Source organism: Streptomyces sp. HSW2009 (assembly GCF_040240285.1).
GTDB lineage: Bacteria > Actinomycetota > Actinomycetes > Streptomycetales > Streptomycetaceae > Streptomyces.
Window position 1 is genome coordinate 1 of sequence record NZ_JBEHZD010000082.1, and the last position, 20,003, is coordinate 20,003.

At 70.8% G+C, this 20,003-nt stretch carries 12 protein-coding genes; 9 read left to right on the top strand and 3 right to left on the bottom strand.

Annotation, left to right across the window (positions count from 1 at the left end; all coding sequences use genetic code 11):
- From AAHZ94_RS09450 to AAHZ94_RS09460, 3 genes are all read left to right on the top strand, one after another.
- Positions 1-225, top strand: a 225-nt coding sequence (locus tag AAHZ94_RS09450) for a hypothetical protein (protein ID WP_349992136.1), incomplete at its 5' end; no start/stop codon positions are given.
- A 125-nt stretch (positions 226-350) separates the two neighbouring features.
- On the top strand, positions 351-1,469 hold the full coding sequence (locus AAHZ94_RS09455; RefSeq protein WP_349992138.1) for a lipid II:glycine glycyltransferase FemX: 1,119 nt from the start codon (positions 351-353) through the stop codon (positions 1,467-1,469).
- Between the two features lie 147 nt (positions 1,470-1,616).
- Positions 1,617-2,648 (top strand): alanine racemase, encoded by a 1,032-nt coding sequence (locus AAHZ94_RS09460; protein WP_349992139.1) that lies wholly within the window; start codon positions 1,617-1,619, stop codon positions 2,646-2,648.
- 69 nt (positions 2,649-2,717) lie between these two features.
- Here the strand turns inward: AAHZ94_RS09460 and AAHZ94_RS09465 are convergent, their stop codons facing one another.
- The gene (locus AAHZ94_RS09465; RefSeq protein WP_349992141.1) at positions 2,718-4,250 is read right to left on the bottom strand and encodes a glycosyltransferase family 87 protein; all 1,533 of its coding nucleotides are present in this window, start codon (positions 4,248-4,250) and stop codon (positions 2,718-2,720) included.
- A gap of 404 nt (positions 4,251-4,654) precedes the next feature.
- Positions 4,655-7,483, bottom strand: a complete 2,829-nt coding sequence (locus tag AAHZ94_RS09470; RefSeq protein WP_349992143.1) for a transglycosylase domain-containing protein — start codon at positions 7,481-7,483, stop codon at positions 4,655-4,657.
- A 360-nt stretch (positions 7,484-7,843) separates the two neighbouring features.
- On the opposite strand from AAHZ94_RS09470, the gene AAHZ94_RS09475 reads away from it, so the two are divergent.
- The 3 genes from AAHZ94_RS09475 (at position 7,844) to AAHZ94_RS09485 (ending at position 11,062) form a co-directional block, all read left to right on the top strand.
- A complete protein-coding gene (locus tag AAHZ94_RS09475) occupies positions 7,844-8,536 on the top strand; it encodes a PadR family transcriptional regulator (RefSeq protein WP_349992144.1) in 693 nt (230 codons plus the stop codon).
- A 50-nt stretch (positions 8,537-8,586) separates the two neighbouring features.
- Entirely contained in the window at positions 8,587-9,669 is a 1,083-nt protein-coding gene (locus AAHZ94_RS09480) for an inositol-3-phosphate synthase (protein ID WP_349992146.1), read from the top strand.
- An 82-nt stretch (positions 9,670-9,751) separates the two neighbouring features.
- Positions 9,752-11,062 (top strand): MFS transporter, encoded by a 1,311-nt coding sequence (locus AAHZ94_RS09485; protein ID WP_349992147.1) that lies wholly within the window; start codon positions 9,752-9,754, stop codon positions 11,060-11,062.
- Positions 11,063-11,126: 64 nt separating this feature from the next.
- On the opposite strand, the gene AAHZ94_RS09490 is transcribed toward AAHZ94_RS09485, so the two are convergent.
- On the bottom strand, positions 11,127-12,611 hold the full coding sequence (locus AAHZ94_RS09490; RefSeq protein ID WP_349992149.1) for a CCA tRNA nucleotidyltransferase: 1,485 nt from the start codon (positions 12,609-12,611) through the stop codon (positions 11,127-11,129).
- 187 nt (positions 12,612-12,798) lie between these two features.
- Between AAHZ94_RS09490 and AAHZ94_RS09495 the strand changes: the two genes are divergently transcribed.
- The 3 genes from AAHZ94_RS09495 (at position 12,799) to AAHZ94_RS09505 (ending at position 19,788) form a co-directional block, all read left to right on the top strand.
- Positions 12,799-15,159, top strand: coding sequence for a DUF6049 family protein (locus AAHZ94_RS09495; protein ID WP_349992150.1), 2,361 nt, complete (start codon positions 12,799-12,801; stop codon positions 15,157-15,159).
- Positions 15,160-15,205: 46 nt separating this feature from the next.
- Positions 15,206-17,950 (top strand): murein biosynthesis integral membrane protein MurJ, encoded by a 2,745-nt coding sequence (murJ, locus tag AAHZ94_RS09500; protein WP_349992152.1) that lies wholly within the window; start codon positions 15,206-15,208, stop codon positions 17,948-17,950.
- A 110-nt stretch (positions 17,951-18,060) separates the two neighbouring features.
- On the top strand, positions 18,061-19,788 hold the full coding sequence (locus AAHZ94_RS09505) for a protein kinase family protein (protein ID WP_349992154.1): 1,728 nt from the start codon (positions 18,061-18,063) through the stop codon (positions 19,786-19,788).
- The last annotated feature ends 215 nt before the right edge of the window (positions 19,789-20,003 follow it).

Below are 20,003 nucleotides of genomic sequence, written 5' to 3' on the forward strand. Positions count from 1 at the left end.
GACTCCAAGCCCGAGGGCGCCGGCCAGAGCATGCGCGTCACGGCGGCCGAGGTCGCCGCCGTGGGGGGGGGGGGGGGCCCGCGGCCGGGGGGGGGGGGGGGCCCGCGCCGGCCGCGGGGGGGGGGGGGGGGGGGGGGCGCCCGCGGGCGGGGGGGGGGGGGGGGGGCCCCCCCCCCCCCCGGCCGTGGCGTCACCGCTTCCTCGGGCCCGGGTCCTGCGGCGTGACCGCCGGGCCCGCAGGGCATCCATCGCCGTAGGCCCAGCCTCGGGTGCACCCTCTCGCAGTAGGCTTCGCCGCGAGAGCCGGAGCCCCGACACTGGGGACACACCTGCCCGAGGAGCGCCCCGCAATGAGTCTGACCCTGAGGACCATCAGCCGCGAGCAGCATCTGGCGTACATCCAGAGCCTGCCGTCGGCGAGCCACATGCAGGTCCCGGCGTGGGCAGACGTCAAGACCGAATGGCGCTCGGAGAGCCTCGGCTGGTTCGACAGCACGGGTCAGATCGTCGGCGCCGGCCTGGTGCTCTACCGCCAGCTCCCCAAGATCAAGCGGTATCTGGCGTACCTCCCCGAGGGGCCGGTGCTCAACTGGTACGCGCCGAACCTGGAGGACTGGCTGCGGCCGATGCTCGCGCACCTCAAGCGGCAGGGCGCGTTCTCCGTGAAGATGGGCCCGCCCGTGATCATCCGGCGCTGGGACGCCGCCGCGATCAAGGCAGGCATCCAGAACCCGGACGTGAAGCGGCTGCGGGACATCGAGGCCACCCACATCGAGCCGCGCGCCTTCGAGGTCGCCGACCGGCTGCGGAAGATGGGCTGGCAGCAGGGCGAGGACGGCGGCGCCGGCTTCGGTGACGTACAGCCGCGGTACGTGTTCCAGGTGCCGCTGGAGAACCGTTCGCTGGAATCCGTCCACAAGGGCTTCAACCAGTTGTGGCGGCGCAACATCAAGAAGGCCGAGAAGGCCGGCGTCGAGGTCGTCCAGGGCGGCTACGAGCACCTCGGCGAGTGGCAGCGGCTGTACGAGATCACCGCCGAGCGCGACCACTTCCGGCCGCGGCCCCTCAGCTACTTCCAGCGCATGTGGACGACGCTGAACTCCGAGGACCCCAACCGGATGCGGCTGTACTTCGCCATGCACGAGGGCGAGGCGGTGGCCGCCGCCACGATGCTGATCGTCGGCGGGCACGTCTGGTACTCCTACGGTGCATCGGCCAACCACAAGCGCGAGGTCCGGCCCTCCAACGCGATGCAGTGGCGCATGCTGCGGGACGCCTACGCGCTCGGCGCCAGCGTCTACGACCTGCGCGGCATCAGCGACTCGCTGGACGAGAACGACCACCTCTTCGGCCTGATCCAGTTCAAGGTCGGCACCGGCGGCCAGGCCGCGGAGTACCTGGGCGAGTGGGACTTCCCGCTGAACAAGCTGCTGCACAAGGCGCTCGACATGTATATGTCCCGCCGCTAGCGCCCGGGCCCCGCGCCGGCGCCGACCGCCGCGCCACCCCGGACCGGCCCCGGGCCGGCCGCCGCCCGACCGCGCCGGGACCGCCCGGCACCGTACCGATCACGACTGCATCCCGAGCCGACTGACGAGAAAGGTCTCCCCCCAGCCATGGCGCTCACCCTCTACGTCGACACCGCGCGTTGGCGGGCCCACCAGCAGAGCGTCCTCCAGCAGTTCCCCGGCATGGTCCCGGTCTGCAAGGGCAACGGCTACGGCTTCGGCCATGACCGGCTGGCCGAGGAGACCACCCGCATGGGCTCCGACATCCTCGCCGTCGGCACCACCTACGAGGCCGCGCGCATGAAGGACTCCTTCAGCGGCGACCTGCTGGTGCTCACCCCGTTCCGGCGCGGCGAGGAGCCGGTGCCGCTGCCCGACCGCGTCATCCGCTCGGTCTCCTCCGTCGACGGCGTGTACGGGCTGGTCAACGCCCGCGTCATGATCGAGGTCATGAGCAGCATGAAGCGGCACGGGGTGACCGAGGAGGACCTGCCGAAGCTGCACGCGGCGATCGAGAACGTACGGCTCGAAGGGTTCGCCATCCACCTCCCGCTGGACCGCACCGACGGTTCGGACGCGGTGGAGGAGGTCATCGCGTGGATGGACCGGCTGCGGGCGGCGCGGCTGCCGCTGCACACCATGTTCGTGAGCCACCTCAAGTCCGATGAGCTGGGCCGGCTCCAGCAGCAGTTCCCGCAGACCCGCTTCCGCGCCCGGATCGGCACCCGGCTCTGGCTGGGCGACCACGACGCGACGGAGTACCGCGGCTCGGTCCTCGACGTCACCCGGGTCGCCAAGGGCGACCGGTTCGGCTACCGCCAGCAGAAGACCGCGGGCGACGGCTATCTGGTCGTCGTCGCCGGCGGCACCTCGCACGGCGTCGGCCTGGAGGCCCCCAAGGCGCTGCACGGCATGATGCCGCGCGCCAAGGGCGTGGCCCGGGCCGGGCTCGCCACCGTCAACCGCAACCTGTCGCCCTTCAGCTGGGCCGGCAAGCAGCGCTGGTTCGCGGAGCCGCCGCACATGCAGGTCTCGATCCTCTTCGTCCCCGGTGACGTGCCGGCGCCGCAGGTGGGCGACGAGCTGGTGGCCCATCTGCGGCACACCACCACCCAGTACGACCGGATTCTGGACCGCTGATCCGCGCCCTGACCGCCGGCCGGAGCCCTCGGGAGAGGGTGCCCCGGCAGGCGGGACGGGGCACCGCGGCTATTCGGGGCGGGTGCCGCCGTGCGTGCCCTGCTCCGCGGCCCCCCACTGCACGTACCCGGCCTTCGACTCCTCCGCCGACCACTGGCTGCGGAGCGTGAACACGTCGGGGGCGTTGTCCAGGACGCCTCCCGACGGGTCGTCGCAGCCGTCGGCGCGTACCGGGTCGCGGTCGGGCAGCAGCGCGTCGCGGACGACCATCGCGCACAGGAAGAGCGTGCCGAGCAGGTGCACCACGATGGCCAACTGGTAGCCGTCGGTGGGCAGGCCCTGATGCTTGCTGCCGCTGCCGGTGTACGCGAGGTACATCCAGATGCCGAGGAAGTAGGCCACCTCGCAGGCCTGCCAGATGAGGAAGTCGCGCCAGCGGGGCCTGGCCAGCACGGCCAGCGGGACCAGCCACAGCACGTACTGCGGCGAGTAGACCTTGTTGGTCAGGATGAACGCCGCGACCACCAGGAACGCGAGCTGCGCCAGCCGCGGGCGGCGGGGCGCGCACAGCGCGAGGGCGGCGATGCCGGCGCAGGCGAAGAGCATCAGGACCGTGGCGTAGGTGTTGGCGTTGTCCAGGGGGTGGCCGGAGCGCTGCGAGATGATCAGCCAGATGGAGCCGAAGTCGACGGGCCGCTCCTGGCTGAAGGTGTAGAACTTCTTCCAGCCCTCCCTGACGGCCAGGTCGCCCTGGTCGTTCTGGGTGAGCATGACCGGCAGGTTCACCACGAGCCAGGCCGCGACGGCGCCGGCGGTGGCGCTCCAGAAGGCCCGCCACTTCCCGGCCCGTAGGCACAGCAGCAGCAGCGGACCGAGCAGCAGTACGGGGTAGAGCTTGGCCGCGGTGGCGAGCCCCAGCAGCACGCCGGCGGCCAGCGGCCGGCTGCGGGACCACAGCAGCAGGGCGACGGCGGTCAGGGCGACCGCGAACAGGTCCCAGTTGATGGTGGCGGTCAGCGCGAACGCCGGGGCGAGGGCGACCAGCAGCGCGTCCCACGGCCGGCGGCGGTGGGTGCGGGCCACGCAGACGGCGATGACCACGGCGCAGATCATCAGCATCCCGGAGTTCACCAGCCAGTAGACCTGGGCCCGGTGCTGGTCGCTGCCGCCGTGCGGGGTCAACCAGGAGGCCACCTCCATGAACAGCCCGGTCAGGACCGGGTATTCGAGGTAGTCCATGCCGCCGGAGACGTCCTGCGGGATGCGGTCGAAGTACGGCACGAGGTCGATGGAGAAACCGCGGCCACCGTACAGGTGGGGGATGTCGGAGTAGCAGGCGTGCGTGTACTGGCTGGTGGCGCCGAAGAACCAGCCGCCGTCGTAGCACGGCGCCTTCTGGGCCATGCCGAGCGCGAACATGCCGATGGCCACCAGCGCGATGATCCGCACCGGTGTCCACCAGTTGATGCCGGTCAGCGCCCGGCGCCCGAGCGGCCCGCCGATCAACTCGCTACCGGCGGCCGACACCTCGTCCTCGGCGGTCGGCCGTACGGGGTTCCGGGCGGCGGTGTCGCTGCCGTGAGGACCGTGGACGCTCGTCATGCCCTCATCCTGCCGTACGCGCTGCCGCGGGACGGCGACGGCCGGACATCGGGCCTGCACGCCGGCCGGAGTGCAGGGGCAGAGACCAGGGGGCAGGGGGCAGGGGTGCGGGCGCGGGGGGGGACCGGGCGCTGCGGGCGGGCTGGTCCGACGGGCGGGCTGGTGCAGCGGCCCGAGCCTCGCGGCCTCCCAGACGTCCCCGGGCCGGCCGGTCGATCGGCGGCTGTCTCGCCCGACACCCGCAACCAAACGCCCAGCCTCAGCCTTAGCCCCCAGCCCCCAGCCCCCAGCCCCCAGCCCCCAGCGAGAAACGCCACAGGGCGGGCCCGTGGTTCGAGCCCGCCCTGTGGTTCCTGCTTCACGTCATGCCGCGCGGCCTGTGCCCGCGGCCCGGACGTCCGGAGCTAGAACCAGCCTCCGCTGTCGTCCTCGCCCGGCGGCGTGGTGGTCGGCGTTCCGGTGCTGCCCGGGCCACCGGGTCCGCCCGGGCCTCCCGGGCCGCTGCCGGGACCGCCCTCGCCGCTGCCGGGTCCGCCGGGCCCGCCAGGTCCGCTGCCGGGCCCACCGTTCTGGCCACAGTTCGGGTCGAAGGGCCCGCAACTGTCGGACGGGGTCTCGGACGGCGTCTTCGAGGGCGTCTCGGACGGGGTCTTCGAGGGCGTCTCGGACGGCGTCTTGGACGGCGTCTCCGACGGCGTCTCCGACGGTTCCTCGGACGGCGTCTCCGCGGGCTGCGTGGGCTTCTTGCTAGGCGGCGGGCTCGCGCCGTCGCCGTAGATCTTCTCGCCGATCGGGGAGGGCTTCGGGAACTTCACTTCTTCCGTGCCCTTGAGCGCTTCCCGCATGTAGCCGGCCCAGATCTCGGCCGGGTACGAGGCACCGTGGATGCTCTCCGTGCCGCTGTCGGAGCCCACGCCGTACATCGGCAGGAACTTCTGGTTCTTGGCCTGGTCGTCGACGCGCCACATGCCGATCGCGGTGGCCAGTTGCGGGGTGTACCCGGCGAACCAGGCCGACTTGTTGTCGTCGGTGGTGCCGGTCTTGCCCGCGGCGTCCCGCCCGATCTTCGCGGAGGTGCCGGTGCCGTGCTCCACGACCGTCTTCAGCACGTCGGTGACGTTGTCGGCCACGCTCGGCTCGAAGGCCTGCTCGATCTTGTCCTCGTGTGCGTACACCTCGGCCCCGTCCCGCTCGACCTTGGTCACCGAGTACGGGTCGGCCTGCTTGCCGCTGGCCGCGAAGGTGGCGTACGCGCCGGCGAGCCGGATCGCGCTGGGCGACGAGGTGCCGAGCGAGAACGTCGGGGTGATGGAGGCGAGCTGGTTCTTGCTCAGCCCCGCCGCGAGCGCCGCGTCCCGCACCTTGTCGGTGCCGACGTCCATGCCGAGCTGGATGAACGGCGTGTTCACCGAGAACTGCATGGACTCGCGCAGGTCGATCTTGCCCCGGTTCTCGTCACCGTCGTTGCGCTGGTGCCACTCCTTGCCGTCCTTGTCGAGCCAGATCTTGCCCGTGTAGTCCCGCAGCGCCAGCTTGTTGTCGCCGTTGTAGATGCTCTTGGGCGAGACGAGGGTGCGCTGCTCGCGGGACTGCTCGGGCGGCAGCTCGGGGTCGCGCTTGCCGTCGGTCATGGCCGCGGCCAGCACGAACGGCTTGAACGTGGAGCCCACCTGGACACCGGTGTCGTCGGCGTTGTTGGTGTAGTGCTCCAGCGCGTCCTTGCCGCCGTAGATGGCGACGATCTTGCCGGTGCCCGGCTCCACGGACGCCCCGCCGAACTGGACGTGCTTGTCCTGCTTGCGCTTGTTCGGCTTGATGTTCTTCTTCGAAACGTCCTGGACCGTCTTCTCCAGGGCCCGCATCTTGGTCCGGTCGAAGGTGGTGTGGATCTGGTACCCACCACGGTCCAACTCGGCCTTGGAGATGTCAGAGTTGGCGATGATGTAGTTGTCGGCGAGGTCGGTGAGGTAACCGATCTGACCAGCCTTGTTCGTCGCCAGCTTCGGCTTCTGCGGCTCCGGGAACTTGGTGATCTTCTCCCGTTCCTCCTTCGCGAGCCGGTCCACCTTCACCTCGCGGTCCAGCGTCCACGACCAGCGCTGCTCGGCCCGCTTGCGGTTCTTCTCCTTGGTCGCCGCGAGGCCGGTGCCACCGGCCGGGTCGTAGAGGTTGGGGCCGTTCAGCGTGGCCGCGAGGAACGCGCTCTCGCTGGTGGTCAGGTCCTCGCAGTCCTTGTCGTAGTACGCCCGGGCCGCGGCCTGGATGCCGTACGCGCCGCGGCCGTAGTACGCGGTGTTGAGGTAGCCCTCAAGGATGTCGTCCTTGTCCCGGGTGGCGCCGACCTTGATGGAGATGAAGAGCTCGGTGACCTTGCGCTTGAGCGTCTGCTCCTGGCCCAGGTAGGTGTTCTTGACGAACTGTTGGGTGATGGTCGAACCACTCTGGGTCTGACCGCCCTTGGCCATGTTGACCACGGCGCGGGCCACACCCATCGGGTCGACGCCCGCGTCGTCGTAGAACGAGGCGTTCTCGGCGGCGATGACCGCGTTCCGCATCGACTTGGGAATCTTGGAGAGCGGCACGATCTGCCGGTTCAGGTCGCCACCGCCGGAGACGACCATCTGCTTGCCGTCGCTCCAGTAGTACACGTTCTTCTGCGTCTTGGACGCGGCCTGCGCCGTCGGCACCTCCACCAGCATCAGCGCGACGCCGACGGCCCCGATCAGCAGCAGCATGAAGACCAGCGTGGTGCCGGTGACTAGCTTCCAGGACGGCACCCAGCGCTTGAAGCCGCGCTTGCCCATCCGTGGATAGTCGATGAAGCGCTTCTTGGTGCGCCCCGGCGTCGCCGGCCCCCGGCCGCGCCCGCGACCGCCACCGGCAGCCCCCGGGCCGCCCGGGCCACCGCGGCCCCCGTCGCCCCCAGTTCCACCGCCGTGCGCGCCGGCCCCACCGGCGCCCGCCGATCCGTGTGCCGCGCTCGCCCCAGCCGCGGCGCCCGTGCCCGCCGCTCCTGCTCTGCGGCGCCCTCCGCCGCTACGGGCCGCGCGGCGGGCCTCGGCCCGTCCACCACGCGGCAGTCCTGCTTCGGGTGACTCCTGTGGATCGGAGCCCGACCCCGTGCTGCTGTGCGGTGGCGCGGCGCGGCGGCCTGGCGGCTGCTGCGCGGCACGCCTGGCCGCTGCTCGTCCGCCGCCCTGGGGCTGCGGCGGCTTGCGACGGTGCTCGCTCATGGAACGACTACTCCTCGGGCAGGCGCGATCGCCTGGAAGCGGCATGTGGCTTGCGGTCCCCCCAACGTACGCACCAGCGCCGAAGGGCAGCCGGACGCACGGCATCCAGGACGAAGACGCGTGGCGGCGTCGCACGGTTCCCGGTGGTCTGCATGGCGAACAGAGTACGCACGGTCAAAACCGACCCACCCATCATCTTCAGTTCAAATCAGGCACGTTGGTTCGCACGAATCGGTGATGTGACCTCGTTCACCGCGCCCGCCCTTGTTCTGGGGGAGGCGCCGTTCTATCGTCTGGATGTATCGAGTCGATACATCAGCTCGACACAACGGGACAGCGGCAGACGTGGAGGGGCGGGGGATGAGCAGGCGTTCCGGCGTACTGGAGTTCGCCGTTCTCGGTCTGCTGCGGGAGTCCCCCATGCACGGGTACGAGCTGCGGAAGCGGTTGAACACCTCGCTCGGGGTGTTCCGCGCCTTCAGTTACGGCAGCCTCTATCCCTGCCTCAAGACGCTGGTCGGCAACGGCTGGTTGATCGAGGAGTCGGGCGGCGCCCCCGAGGACGCGTCCGTGCCCGCAGGACGGGTGGTGCCGTCCACTGCCGCACTCGGCGGACGACGAGCCAAGATCGTCTACCGACTGACGGCGGAGGGCAAGGAGCGCTTCGAGGAGTTGCTCTCCCACACCGGGCCCGACGCCTGGGAGGACGAGCACTTCGGTGTCCGCTTCGCCTTCTTCGGCCAGACCTCGCGCGACGTACGGATGCGCGTCCTCGAAGGCCGGCGCAGCCGGTTGGAGGAGCGCCTGGAGAAGATGCGGGCCTCGCTGGCGCGTACCCGTGAGCGGCTCGACGACTACACGTTGGAGCTCCAGCGGCACGGCATGGAGTCGGTGGAACGCGAAGTCCGCTGGCTGAACGAGCTGATCGAAAGTGAGCGGGCGGGTCGCGAGCAGCGCCCGGCCGCCGAGCAGGACACATCGGAAGACACGGGCGGCCTGCCCCGGCACCGGGGTGGTACCCGGCCGGACCCGTCCGACGAGACCGCCAAGTGAGGCCCTGCACCCCGCAGGGCTTCGTCGAATACACACAGGGAGCAACCGGAATGGGTTCGGTTCGCGTAGCCATCGTTGGCGTGGGCAACTGCGCTGCCTCGCTGGTCCAGGGCGTCGAGTACTACAAGGACGCCGACCCGGACAGCCGCGTCCCGGGTCTGATGCACGTGCAGTTCGGCGAGTACCACGTGCGGGACGTCGAGTTCGTGGCCGCCTTCGACGTGGACGCCAAGAAGGTCGGTCTCGACCTCGCGGACGCGATCGGTGCCAGCGAGAACAACACCATCAAGATCTGCGACGTGCCCAACAGCGGCATCACGGTGCAGCGCGGCCACACCTACGACGGTCTCGGCAAGTACTACCGCGAGACGATCGAGGAGTCGCCCGAGGCTCCCGTCGACATCGTCCAGATCCTCAAGGACCGTCAGGTCGACGTCCTCGTCTGCTACCTGCCGGTGGGCTCCGAGCAGGCTGCGAAGTACTACGCGCAGTGCGCCATCGACGCCAAGGTCGCCTTCGTCAACGCGCTGCCGGTGTTCATCGCGGGCACCAAGGAGTGGGCCGACAAGTTCACCGAGGCCGGCGTGCCGATCGTCGGTGACGACATCAAGTCCCAGGTGGGCGCGACCATCACGCACCGCGTGATGGCCAAGCTCTTCGAGGACCGCGGCGTCATCCTGGACCGCACGATGCAGTTGAACGTCGGCGGCAACATGGACTTCAAGAACATGTTGGAGCGCGAGCGCCTGGAGTCCAAGAAGATCTCCAAGACGCAGGCCGTCACCTCGCAGATCCCCGACCGCGAGCTGGGCGAGAAGAACGTCCACATCGGCCCGTCGGACTACGTGGCCTGGCTGGACGACCGCAAGTGGGCGTACGTCCGCCTGGAAGGCCGTGCGTTCGGCGACGTCCCGCTGAACCTGGAGTACAAGCTTGAGGTCTGGGACTCCCCCAACTCGGCGGGCGTGATCATCGACGCGCTGCGTGCCGCGAAGATCGCCAAGGACCGGGGCATCGGCGGCCCGATCCTGTCGGCCTCCTCGTACTTCATGAAGTCGCCCCCGGTGCAGTACTTCGACGACCAGGCCCGGGAGAACGTCGAGAAGTTCATCAAGGGCGAGGTCGAGCGCTAAGCGTTCACCCTCGACACCCTCAGCGCGTGGCCCCCGGGGACGGATTCCTCGGGGGCCCGCGCGCTGTGTGAAGCTGTGCGCCATGCCCGTGGTGCGAGGTCTGCGCGAACTCCTGCGGCTCGGCGACTTCCGTCGGCTGCTCACCGTCCGGCTGCTCTCCCAGGGGGCCGACGGTGTCTATCAGGTGGCGCTCGCCTCCTACGTCGTCTTCTCGCCCGAGAAGGAGACCTCGGCCGCCGCCATCGCCTCGGCCATGGCCGTACTCCTGCTGCCGTACTCGCTGCTCGGCCCGTTCGCCGGCGTCCTCCTCGACCGCTGGCGCCGACGCCAGGTGCTGCTGTACGGGAACCTGGCCCGGGTCGTCCTGGCCGCCGTCACGGCCGCGCTGATCGTGGCGGACGTGCCCGACGCCCTCTTCTACGCCTCGGCCCTCGCCGTCACGGCCGTCAACCGCTTCGTCCTGGCCGGGCTCTCGGCCGCGCTGCCGCGTGTGGTGCCGGCCGGCGAACAGCTCGTCCTGGCCAACTCCCTCTCCCCGACGGCGGGCACCCTCGCGGCCACCGCGGCAGGTGGGCTGGCCTTCGTCGTACGGCTGGCGGCCCCCGAGGGCGCGGCATCCGACGCGTTCGTCATCCTGCTCGGCTCCGCGCTCTACCTCTGCGCGGCCCTCGCCTCGCTCCGGATGGCGCGCGACCTCCTCGGCCCCGATCCGGACCAGCTCCCGCCCCGGGCCGGGCAGGCGCTCCTGAGCACCGCCCGCGGCCTCTTCGCCGGACTGCGTCATCTGACGGACCGCCCGTTGCCGGCCCGGGCGCTGGCCGCGATGACGCTCATGCGCTTCTGCTACGGGGCGCTGACGGTCATGGTCCTCATGCTCTGCCGCAATGCGTGGAGCGATGGCGACGGGGACGGCCTGGCGCTCCTCGGGCTGGCGGTGGGCATCTCCGGTGCGGGCTTCTTCGCCGCCGCGCTGTGCACGCCCTGGGCCGTGGCGCGGTTCGGGCCGCTCGGTTGGATGGCGGTCTGTGGGACGGCGGCGGCCGTACTGGAGCCGGCCCTCGGCCTGCCGTTCGCGCCGGTCCCCATGATGGTGGCCGCCTTCCTCCTCGGGTTCACCACCCAGGGGGCGAAGATCGCCACGGACACGGTCGTCCAGTCCGCGATCGAGGACGGCTACCGGGGGCGGATCTTCTCGCTCTACGACGTGTTCTTCAACGTCGCCTTCGTCGGCGCGGCGGGGGTGGCGGCGCTCATGCTGCCGCACGACGGGGCATCGGTGACCCTCGTCCTCCTCGTGGCCGCGCTCTATGCGCTGGCGGTGAGCCTGGTCGTGTTTCACGTGAAACGAGACCGCCCCGATGTTTCACGTGAAACCGAGCGCCGTTTCACGTGAAACATCGGGGCGGGGGCGGCGACGCCCGTGCGGGCGAGCCCGCGAACCGCTTCCCGGGGCTGGCTCAGTCCTGAGCCGCCCACCATTCCTTGAGCGCCTCGACCGCGGCCTCGTGCTCCATCAGCCCGCGCTCCATCCGCAGCTCCAGCATGTGCTTGTACGCCTTGCCGACCTGCGGCCCCGGGGCCAGCCCCAGGATCTGCATGATCTCGTTCCCGTCGAGCGCGGGCCGGATGGCGTCGAGTTCCTCTTCCTTCCGCAGCCGCGCGATCCGCTCCTCCAGGCCGTCGTACGCCTGGGAGAGCGCGGTGGCCTTGCGCTTGTTCCGCGTGGTGCAGTCGGAGCGGGTCAGCTTGTGCAGTCGGTCCAGGAGGGGGCCCGCGTCGCGCACGTAGCGGCGGACCGCCGAGTCCGTCCATTCGCCGGTGCCGTAGCCGTGGAAGCGCAGGTGCAGCTCCACAAGACGCGAGACGTCCTTGATCAGCTCGTTGGAGTACTTGAGCTTGCCCATCCGCGTCTTGGTCAGCTTGGCGCCGACGACCTCGTGGTGGTGGAAGGAGACGCGGCCGTCCGACTCGAAGCGCCGTGTCTTCGGCTTGCCGATGTCGTGCAGCAGGGCGGCCAGCCGGAGCACCAGGTCCGGGCCGTCCTCCTCCAGGTCCATCGCCTGCTCCAGCACGATCAGCGTGTGCTCGTACACGTCCTTGTGCCGGTGGTGCTCGTCCCGCTCCAGGCGCAGGGCGGGGAGCTCGGGCAGCACGCGGGCGGCGAGCCCGGACTCCACGAGCAGCTTGAGCCCCTTGCGCGGGTGCGGTGCCAGGATGAGCTTGTTGAGCTCGTCCCGCACCCGCTCGGCGGAGACGATCTCGATGCGCTCGGCCATGGCCTTCATCGCGGCGACGACCTCGGGGGCCACCTGGAAGTCGAGCTGGGCGGCGAAGCGCGCGGCCCGCATCATGCGCAGCGGATCGTCGGAGAAGGACGCCTCCGGAGCGCCGGGCGTACGCAGCACTCCGGCCGCGAGGTCCTCCAGGCCGTGGTGCGGGTCGATGAACTCCTTCTGCGGGAGTGCGACGGCCATGGCGTTGACGGTGAAATCTCGCCGGACGAGATCTTCCTGGATGGAGTCGCCGTAGGAAACGTCAGGCTTCCGCGAGGTCCGGTCATACGCTTCCGACCGGTATGTGGTGACCTCAATCTGGAAGTTCTGGCTTGCCCCACCTTGGCCCGGTGCGCGCTTCTGGCACCCCACGGTGCCGAAGGCGATCCCGACCTCCCAGACCGCGTCCGCCCAGGGCCGGACGATCTTCAGTACCTCTTCGGGCCTGGCGTCCGTGGTGAAGTCGAGATCGTTGCCGAGCCGACCGAGCAGGGCGTCCCGTACCGAGCCCCCGACCAGCGCGAGCGAGTACCCGGCCTGCTGAAAGCGGACGGCTAGGTCGTCGGCCACGGGGGAGACCCGCAGCAGTTCGCTCACCGCACGGCGCTGCACCTGGCTGAGCTCGTGGGACGGCTGCGGGGTCTGGTTGTCATGGTTGGCGTTCGGCACAACAGAACAGGGTACGTTGCCCGCCGGCCCGGGGCCGCATCGATCCACGTGGCGGCGCCCGACGGCCAACCCCGGGGCTGTGACGATCATGTGGAGCACTCCCCAGCACTTCGCCACACCGGATCTCGTTACCATGCGTGGACGCACAACCGACGACCACTGACGACGACGAGGGACGGGCGAGCGCGTGGCCGAGGCGGCAGAGCTCCAGGGGACGACTTCTGCTCCCGCCCGACGATGGCTACGGCGCGCCGCGGCGCTGCTGGCGGCCGTTCCCCTCGTCGCGGGGCTGGTGCAGGCCACCGTGCCGTCCCGGGCGGACGCCGCCCCCAAGCCGACCGGGTCGCACTCGGTGGACGTGGCGATCAACTCGCTGACCCCCGCGACCCCGACCGCCAACGACACGCTCAACATCAAGGGCACCCTCACCAACAAGGGACGTGCGGTCATCAACGCCGGCCAGGTGGGGCTGCGCGTCGGCCCGGTGATGCGGGGGCGCAGCGCCATCGACACGGCCGCCACCCGCACCGGCTACTTCCCCGGGGACGACGGGGCGGAGATCGACAGCAGGTACGCGGCGAAGGTCGGCCGGCTGCCCGTGGGCGGCAGCCGGGACTTCAGCCTCGCGGTGCCGCTGCGGCAACTGCCGCTCAGTGAGGATGGCGTCTACCAGATCGCCGTCTCGCTCAGCGGCGAGACCGCCAAGGAGCCGGGCTACCAGCAGGTCCTCGGCATCCAGCGGACCTTCCTGCCGTGGCAGACCACCCCGCCGGGCAAGAAGACGAAGCTGAGCTTCCTGTGGCCGGTCATCGCCACCACCCAGATCACCGCCAGGACCGACACCGACAAGCAGCAGACCCCCGTCTTCCGCAACGACGAGTTGGCCAAGGAGCTCGCGCCGGGCGGGCGGCTCCAGCAGCTCGTGGCGCTCGGCAAGGACCTCCCCGTCACCTGGGTCCTGGACCCCGACCTGCTAGCCACGGTCGACGTGATGGCTCGCGGCTACGACGTACAGGACGGTGAGGAGACCACCCCGGGCCGCGGCCAGGAGGTCGCCCGGCGGTGGATGGCCGCCCTCGACCAGGCGGTGCAGGGGCACAAGGTGGTGGCACTGCCGTTCGCCGACCCCGACCTCGCCTCACTCGCCCACCGCGGCAAGGTCGTCTCCGGGACGCTCAGCCACCTCCAGTCGGCCACCAAGCTCGCGGTCAGCACCGTGGAGTCCACGCTCCAGATGACGCCCGAGACCGACTTCGCCTGGCCGGTGGACGGCGCCATCGACTCCTCCGTCATCGACGTCGCCACCTCGGCGGGCGCCCACCGCGTCATCACCCGCAGCGACAGCATCCAGGAGAGCGACACGCTCCCCTACACCCCGACCTCGGCCCGCCCGATCGGCGGCGGCACCACCGCCATCGCGGCCGACGCCCGGCTCTCGACCGTCTTCGACGGCGACATGTCGCGCGCCGAGAACTCCACCCTGGCCATCCAGGAGTTCCTCGCCCAGACGCTGATGATCACCCAGCAGACGCCGGAGCGGCAGCGCAGCATCGTCGTCGCACCGCCGCGGATGCCCACCGCCAACCAGGCCCAGGCGATGGCCACCGCGCTCGGCGGCCTGGCGCCCCAGCGCTGGAGCGAGCCGCAGGACCTGAGCGAGGCCGCCAAGGCCAAGCCCGACCCGGCCGCCAACCGGCAGGTGCCCGGCCGCGGCGACTACCCCAAGTCGCTGCGCAAGCGGGAGCTGCCCACCTCGGCGTTCTCCCAGATACAGGAGACGCAGCGCACGCTCGACCGCTTCCGCAAGGTCCTCACCGCTGAGGACCGGGTGGTGACCCCGTTCAGCACGGCGATCATGCGCGACATGTCCACATCGTGGCGGCGCGACCCCCGCGGGGGCTCCGCCTTCCGTAACGATGTGAGCACCTATCTCCAGGGCCTGACCGAGCGGGTCGGCATCATCCAGAAGTCGCCCGCCACCCTCTCCGGGCGCAGCGCCACCATCCCCGTCACCGTCAAGAACGACCTCTTCCAGGGCGTCGACAAGCTGCGCCTGGTACTGACGTCGAGCCAGCCGCTGCGGCTGAAGGTCAGCGATCCGCAGGACATCAAGATCGAAGGGGGCCACAGCCAGTCGGTGAAGTTCGAGGCGTCGGCCCGGGCCAACGGCCGGACGACGATCATCGCCCAGCTCTTCACCGAGGACGGCCAGCCCTACGGCGAGCCGATGACCTTCGAGGTCAATGTCACCTCCATCACCTCGACTGTGATACTGGTCATCGCGGTGGGAGTACTGCTCCTCGTACTCGCGGGCATCCGGATCTACATCAAGCGCAAGCGGTCGGGTCCGGGGACCGCCGGGCCCGACGACAAGCCGGGTGGCCAGAGCCCGGATTCAGCCCCCGCCCCGCATGTCGACCCCCAGAACGGGCCCGGTGCACCCGCCGGAACGGGCCCGCAGGACCCCGCGCAGCCGAGTGACCCGTCTTCGGACACCGGATCGCAAAGCACTGGCCCATCCGGCTCAGGTGAGAAAGTGGACCGTTGAGGAAATGGTGGGGCCACACGGCCGCGGACGATGAGGTGGGGTAGCGATGAACGCGCCGTACAACGGTGACCGCGACCGTGACGCGGGCGCGGACCCCTCGGGTCAGGGGCACGGATACCAGTCCGGTGCCTCCGCCCACGACCCGTCCTACGCCTCTTCCTACCACCAGCCGTCCTACCCGCAGGACTCGTACACCCCCGACCCGTACGCGCAGGACGTCTACCAGCAGGGCTTCTTCCAGCAGCCGTACGTCACCGGCTCCTTCCCGGTCTACACCGACGAGGCGTACCAGCAGTACGCGCCCTACAGCGAACCGTCCTACCAGCAGGATCCGTACGCGCAGGACGGCTACTCCCCCTACCCGTACGCCCAGCACGATCCGCGGGTGCAGGACGGCGACGGGTTCTACGACCAGCAGGCCCAGCCGCCCCCCGGCTCCGCCGACCCGCCGCAGCACCTCTACCACCAGCCCGCCCCCGGGCAGCAGCAGGACCCGAACGCCTGGCCGTCCGCGCCGGAGTCCGGCCAGCCGGCGCACTACCCGGGGTACGGCGACGGCGCAGCCCAGAACCCGTACGGCGGCGACGGCCTGGCCGGCCAGGGAGGGGACCAGCGCCCGGAGCCGGACGCCTTCGCGCACCTCTTCCGCGACCAGCAGCCCTACGAACCGCAGCACCCCGCGCCGCAGGCCCCCGACGCCTACGGCCACGGCCAGTACGGCCAGCAGCAGGCCCAGGGTGACTACGCAGCGGGCTACGGGCAGGCCCAGCAGTATCCGCAGCAGGGCGGCAACTACCCACAGCAGTACGACGCGCACGGACAGTACGCCCAGCAGACGGGGTACGGGCAGCAGACCGGTCAGCCCGAGTACTACCAGCAGAATCCTTATGACCAGGCAGCTCAGGCCGGCCAGACGGCGCAGGCCGGGCAGCCGGCCCCGGGCGCCCCGCAGGACCAGTACCAGCAGCAGGGCCACGACCCGCGCGGCCAGCAGGCCCCGGGTGCTCCGCCGCACGGCCGGCACCACCGCCCCGTGGGGCCCGGCGCGCCGGCGGGCGCAGGACCTGGTCAGGGCGTCGACGCCACCATGATGCTGGGCTCGCCCGCCGCCCTGAAGGCCGCGGCAGCGCAGGCAGCGCCCAAGCCGGCCGGTGGCAAGGCGGCGAGCCTGCTGAAGTCCAGCGCCCTGATGGCGGCCGGCACCATGGTCTCCCGGCTGACCGGCTTCGTCCGGCAGATGATGATCGTCGCGGCGCTCGGTGCCGCCACCCTCGGCGACACGTACACCGTCGCCATGACGCTGCCGACGATGATCTTCTTCCTCACCGTCGGCGGCGGCCTCAACTCCGTCTTCGTGCCGCAGCTCGTACGCGCCATGAAGGAGGACGAGGACGGCGGCGTGGCCTACGCCAACCGGCTGCTCACGCTCGTCATCGTCATCCTCATCGCGCTCACCGCCGCCTCGATCTTCGCGGCGCCGCTGTTCGTGCACATGATGTCCCCCGAGATCGCCGGCGACCCGGCGGCCAACGAGGTCGCCGTCACCTTCGCCCGCTACTGCCTGCCCACGATCTTCTTCATGGGCGTGCACGTGGTGATGGGCCAGATCCTCAACGCCCGCGGCAAGTTCGGCGCCATGATGTGGACCCCGGTCCTCAACAACATCGTCATCATCGCCACGTTCGGGATGTTCATCTACGTCTACGGCTCGGCGAGCAAGTCCGAGTTCGGCGTCACCACCATCCCCTCCGAGGGCATCAGGCTGCTCGGCGTGGGCACGCTGCTCGGCCTCACCGTGCAGTCGCTGGCGATGATCCCCTACCTGCGCGAGGCCGGCTTCCGGTTCCGGCCCCGGTTCGACTGGCGCGGCCACGGCCTGGGCAAGTCCGCCAAGCTGGCGAAGTGGACCGTGCTGTTCGTCCTCGCCAACCAGGCCGGCGTCATCGTCGTCACCCAACTCGCCACCGGCGCCGGTTCCGCCGCCGCCGATCAGGGCTACCCGGGCACCGGCATCCTCGGCTACTCCAGTGCCCAGCTCATCTGGGGCATGCCGCAGGCCATCATCACCGTCTCGGTGATGGCCGCGATGCTGCCGCGGCTCTCCCGGGCCGCCCACGACGGCGACGTGGGCGCGGTCCGCGACGACATGTCACAGGGCCTGCGCACCTCGGCGGTGGCCATCGTGCCCATCGCCTTCGGCTTCGTGGCCCTCGGCGTCCCGATCTGCACCCTGCTCTTCGGCTCATCGGGCGTCGAAGCGGCCCGCGCCATGGGCTACATCCTGATGGCCTTCGGCCTCGGCCTGATCCCGTTCTCCGTCCAGTACGTCGTCCTGCGCGGCTTCTACGCGTACGAGGACACCCGCACCCCCTTCTACAACACGGTCATCGTCGCGGCCATAAACGCCGCCGCCTCCGGCCTGTGCTACGTGCTGCTGCCGCCCCGCTGGGCCGTGGTCGGCATGGCCGGCGCCTACGGCCTGGCCTACGCGGTCGGCGTGGGCATCGCCTGGAAGCGGCTGCGTGACCGGCTCGGCGGCGATCTCGACGGCCGGCACGTGGCGCGCACCTACTCGCGCCTGTTCGGCGCCTGCATCCCCGCCGCCGCGCTCGCCGGGGCGACCGCGTACGCCATCACCCAGTCGCTCGGCAGCGGGATCGCCGGCTCGCTCGCTTCCCTGATCGGCGGCGGGATCGTACTGATCGGAATCTTCTACATCGCGGCCAGACGCATGCGCATTCAGGAGTTGACCGCGATGGTCGGAATGGTCCGCGGGCGCCTGGGCCGCTGACCGCAGCACAACCTTCGTCCGCCATCGTGTGTCGTGCAGGGCGGTGGACTGTGGGCACAATTGTCGTGGCCGTGGAAGAGGCGCAACGGATGGGGAGGCAGGGAACGACGGTGGCGGACCGGAGTACGGCTGCCGTCGACGTGGCCGATAGCAGCGGCGGAAAGCCGCTGACCGCCAAGGCGGACCAGGCCACGACCGACGAGGCTAAGGCTGAGCACAAGGCCAGCAACAACACAGAGACCGCGCGCCCTGCCGGCAAGGGCCAGAGCGCATCGGCCGATACCAGCCCCCCCGACCTGCACAGCGGTCACAAGCTCGCCAGACGCTACCGTTTGGAGGAGTGCGTCACCCGACTGGACGGATTCAGCAGTTGGCGTGCCGTCGACGAGATGCTGCGCCGGGCCGTCGGCGTGCACGTCCTGCCAGCAGACCATCCGCGGGCCCGCCCCGTCCTGGCCGCCGCCCGTTCCGCCGCGCTGCTCGGCGATCCGCGCTTCGTCCAGGTGCTGGACGCCGTCGAGGAGAACGACCTCGTCTACGTCGTCCACGAGTGGATCTCCGACGCCACCGAACTCACCACCGTGCTGGCCACCGGGGCGCTTGAGCCGCACGACGCCTACCAACTCGTCAGCCAGGTCTCCCAGGCCATGGCCGCCGCCCACCGCGAGGGCCTGGCCCACCTGCGGCTGACGCCGAACTCCGTGCTGCGCACCGAGTCGGGGCAGTACCGCATCCGCGGCCTCGCCGTCATGGCCGCCCTGCGCGGCATCACCGCCAGTCAGCCGCACCGCACGGACACCGAGGCGATCGGCGCCCTGCTGTACGCCGCGCTGACCCAGCGCTGGCCGTACGAGAGCGATGCGCACGGGCTGACCGGGCTCCCCAAGGGCGTCGGCCTCATCGCACCGGACCAGGTGCGCGCGGGCGTCCACCGCGGGCTGTCCGAGCTGGCCATGCGGGCCCTGGTGAACGACGGTGCCACCGCCTCCCGGCAGGACCCGCCGTGCACCACCCCGGGTGAGCTCGCCGCGGCCGTGGCGGAGATGCCGGGGGCCCGCCCGCCGGAGCCGTCGTTCACCGCCACCCCGGCCTACCAGCACACCACCTACCAACAGGGCGCCTACGCCCAGCCGCCGACCCGCGGCGGCACCGGCGCCCGCCGGCTGGCCCCCGTGCCCCCGCCGCCCCCGCCACCGCTCCAGAGCCGGGCAGGTCGGGTGCTCAAGTGGGCCGTTTCGGCCCTGATCATCGCGGCCATCGGGCTGGGAAGCTGGCAGCTCGCGGACATCCTGCTGAAGGAAGAGGGCGAGTCCAGCGACTCGGGCCAGCACGAGGACGACAAGAACGCGCAGCGCCCGCCGAAGCCCGCGCCCAAGCCGCTGGCCATCGAGGACGCCAGCGAGTTCTCACCGCTGGACACCCCGCTGGCCCCCGAGCGCGTCGGCGCCGCCATCGACAAGCAGCCCGGCACCGCCTGGATCACCAAGCGCTACGAGGGCTACGCCAACTTCGGCAACCTCAAGAACCGACTGGACGGCAGCGGCATCGTCGTCGACCTCGGCAGCCCCCAGGACGTGGCGGGCATCAACGTCGACTTCTACGCCCCCGGGCAGACCGTCGAGGTGCTGGCCGCCGACGCCGACGCGACGTCACCCAGCACGCTGTCGGACTTCCCGCAGAAGCTCAGCAAGCTCCAACGGGCCGACAACACTTTGGCCGCCACTCTCGACAAGCCGGTCCAGACCCGGTACGTACTGATCCACATCACCGAACTGCCCAGCGACGGCACCGCCGACGGGTACCGCGGGGGCATCTCGGAGATCAAGATCACGGGTTGATCCGCGTCCGGCGCGGCAGGCACGAGAGGGGGCTCCGGTGCAGAACGCCGCACACGGCGACGTGGACGACCGTGAGCTCCTCGCCCCCCCAGGGGCGGGCGGTGACGGGCCGCGGGTGGCCCGCGCCGGCCGGGGGGGGGGAGCGGGGCACCACACCGCGCCGCGCCGCGTCGACCACCACCGGAAGGCAGTTGTGAACGGTCTGTCCACCGTCC

Coding starts and splice junctions, on each gene's coding strand:
- AAHZ94_RS09455 (WP_349992138.1), top strand. CDS start 351: ATGAGTCTGACCCTGAGGACCATCAGCCGCGAGCAGCATCTGGCGTAC.
- AAHZ94_RS09470 (WP_349992143.1), bottom strand. CDS start 7,483: ATGAGCGAGCACCGTCGCAAGCCGCCGCAGCCCCAGGGCGGCGGACGA.
- AAHZ94_RS09480 (WP_349992146.1), top strand. CDS start 8,587: ATGGGTTCGGTTCGCGTAGCCATCGTTGGCGTGGGCAACTGCGCTGCC.
- AAHZ94_RS09465 (WP_349992141.1), bottom strand. CDS start 4,250: ATGACGAGCGTCCACGGTCCTCACGGCAGCGACACCGCCGCCCGGAAC.
- AAHZ94_RS09475 (WP_349992144.1), top strand. CDS start 7,844: ATGAGCAGGCGTTCCGGCGTACTGGAGTTCGCCGTTCTCGGTCTGCTG.
- AAHZ94_RS09485 (WP_349992147.1), top strand. CDS start 9,752: ATGCCCGTGGTGCGAGGTCTGCGCGAACTCCTGCGGCTCGGCGACTTC.
- AAHZ94_RS09460 (WP_349992139.1), top strand. CDS start 1,617: ATGGCGCTCACCCTCTACGTCGACACCGCGCGTTGGCGGGCCCACCAG.
- murJ (WP_349992152.1), top strand. CDS start 15,206: ATGAACGCGCCGTACAACGGTGACCGCGACCGTGACGCGGGCGCGGAC.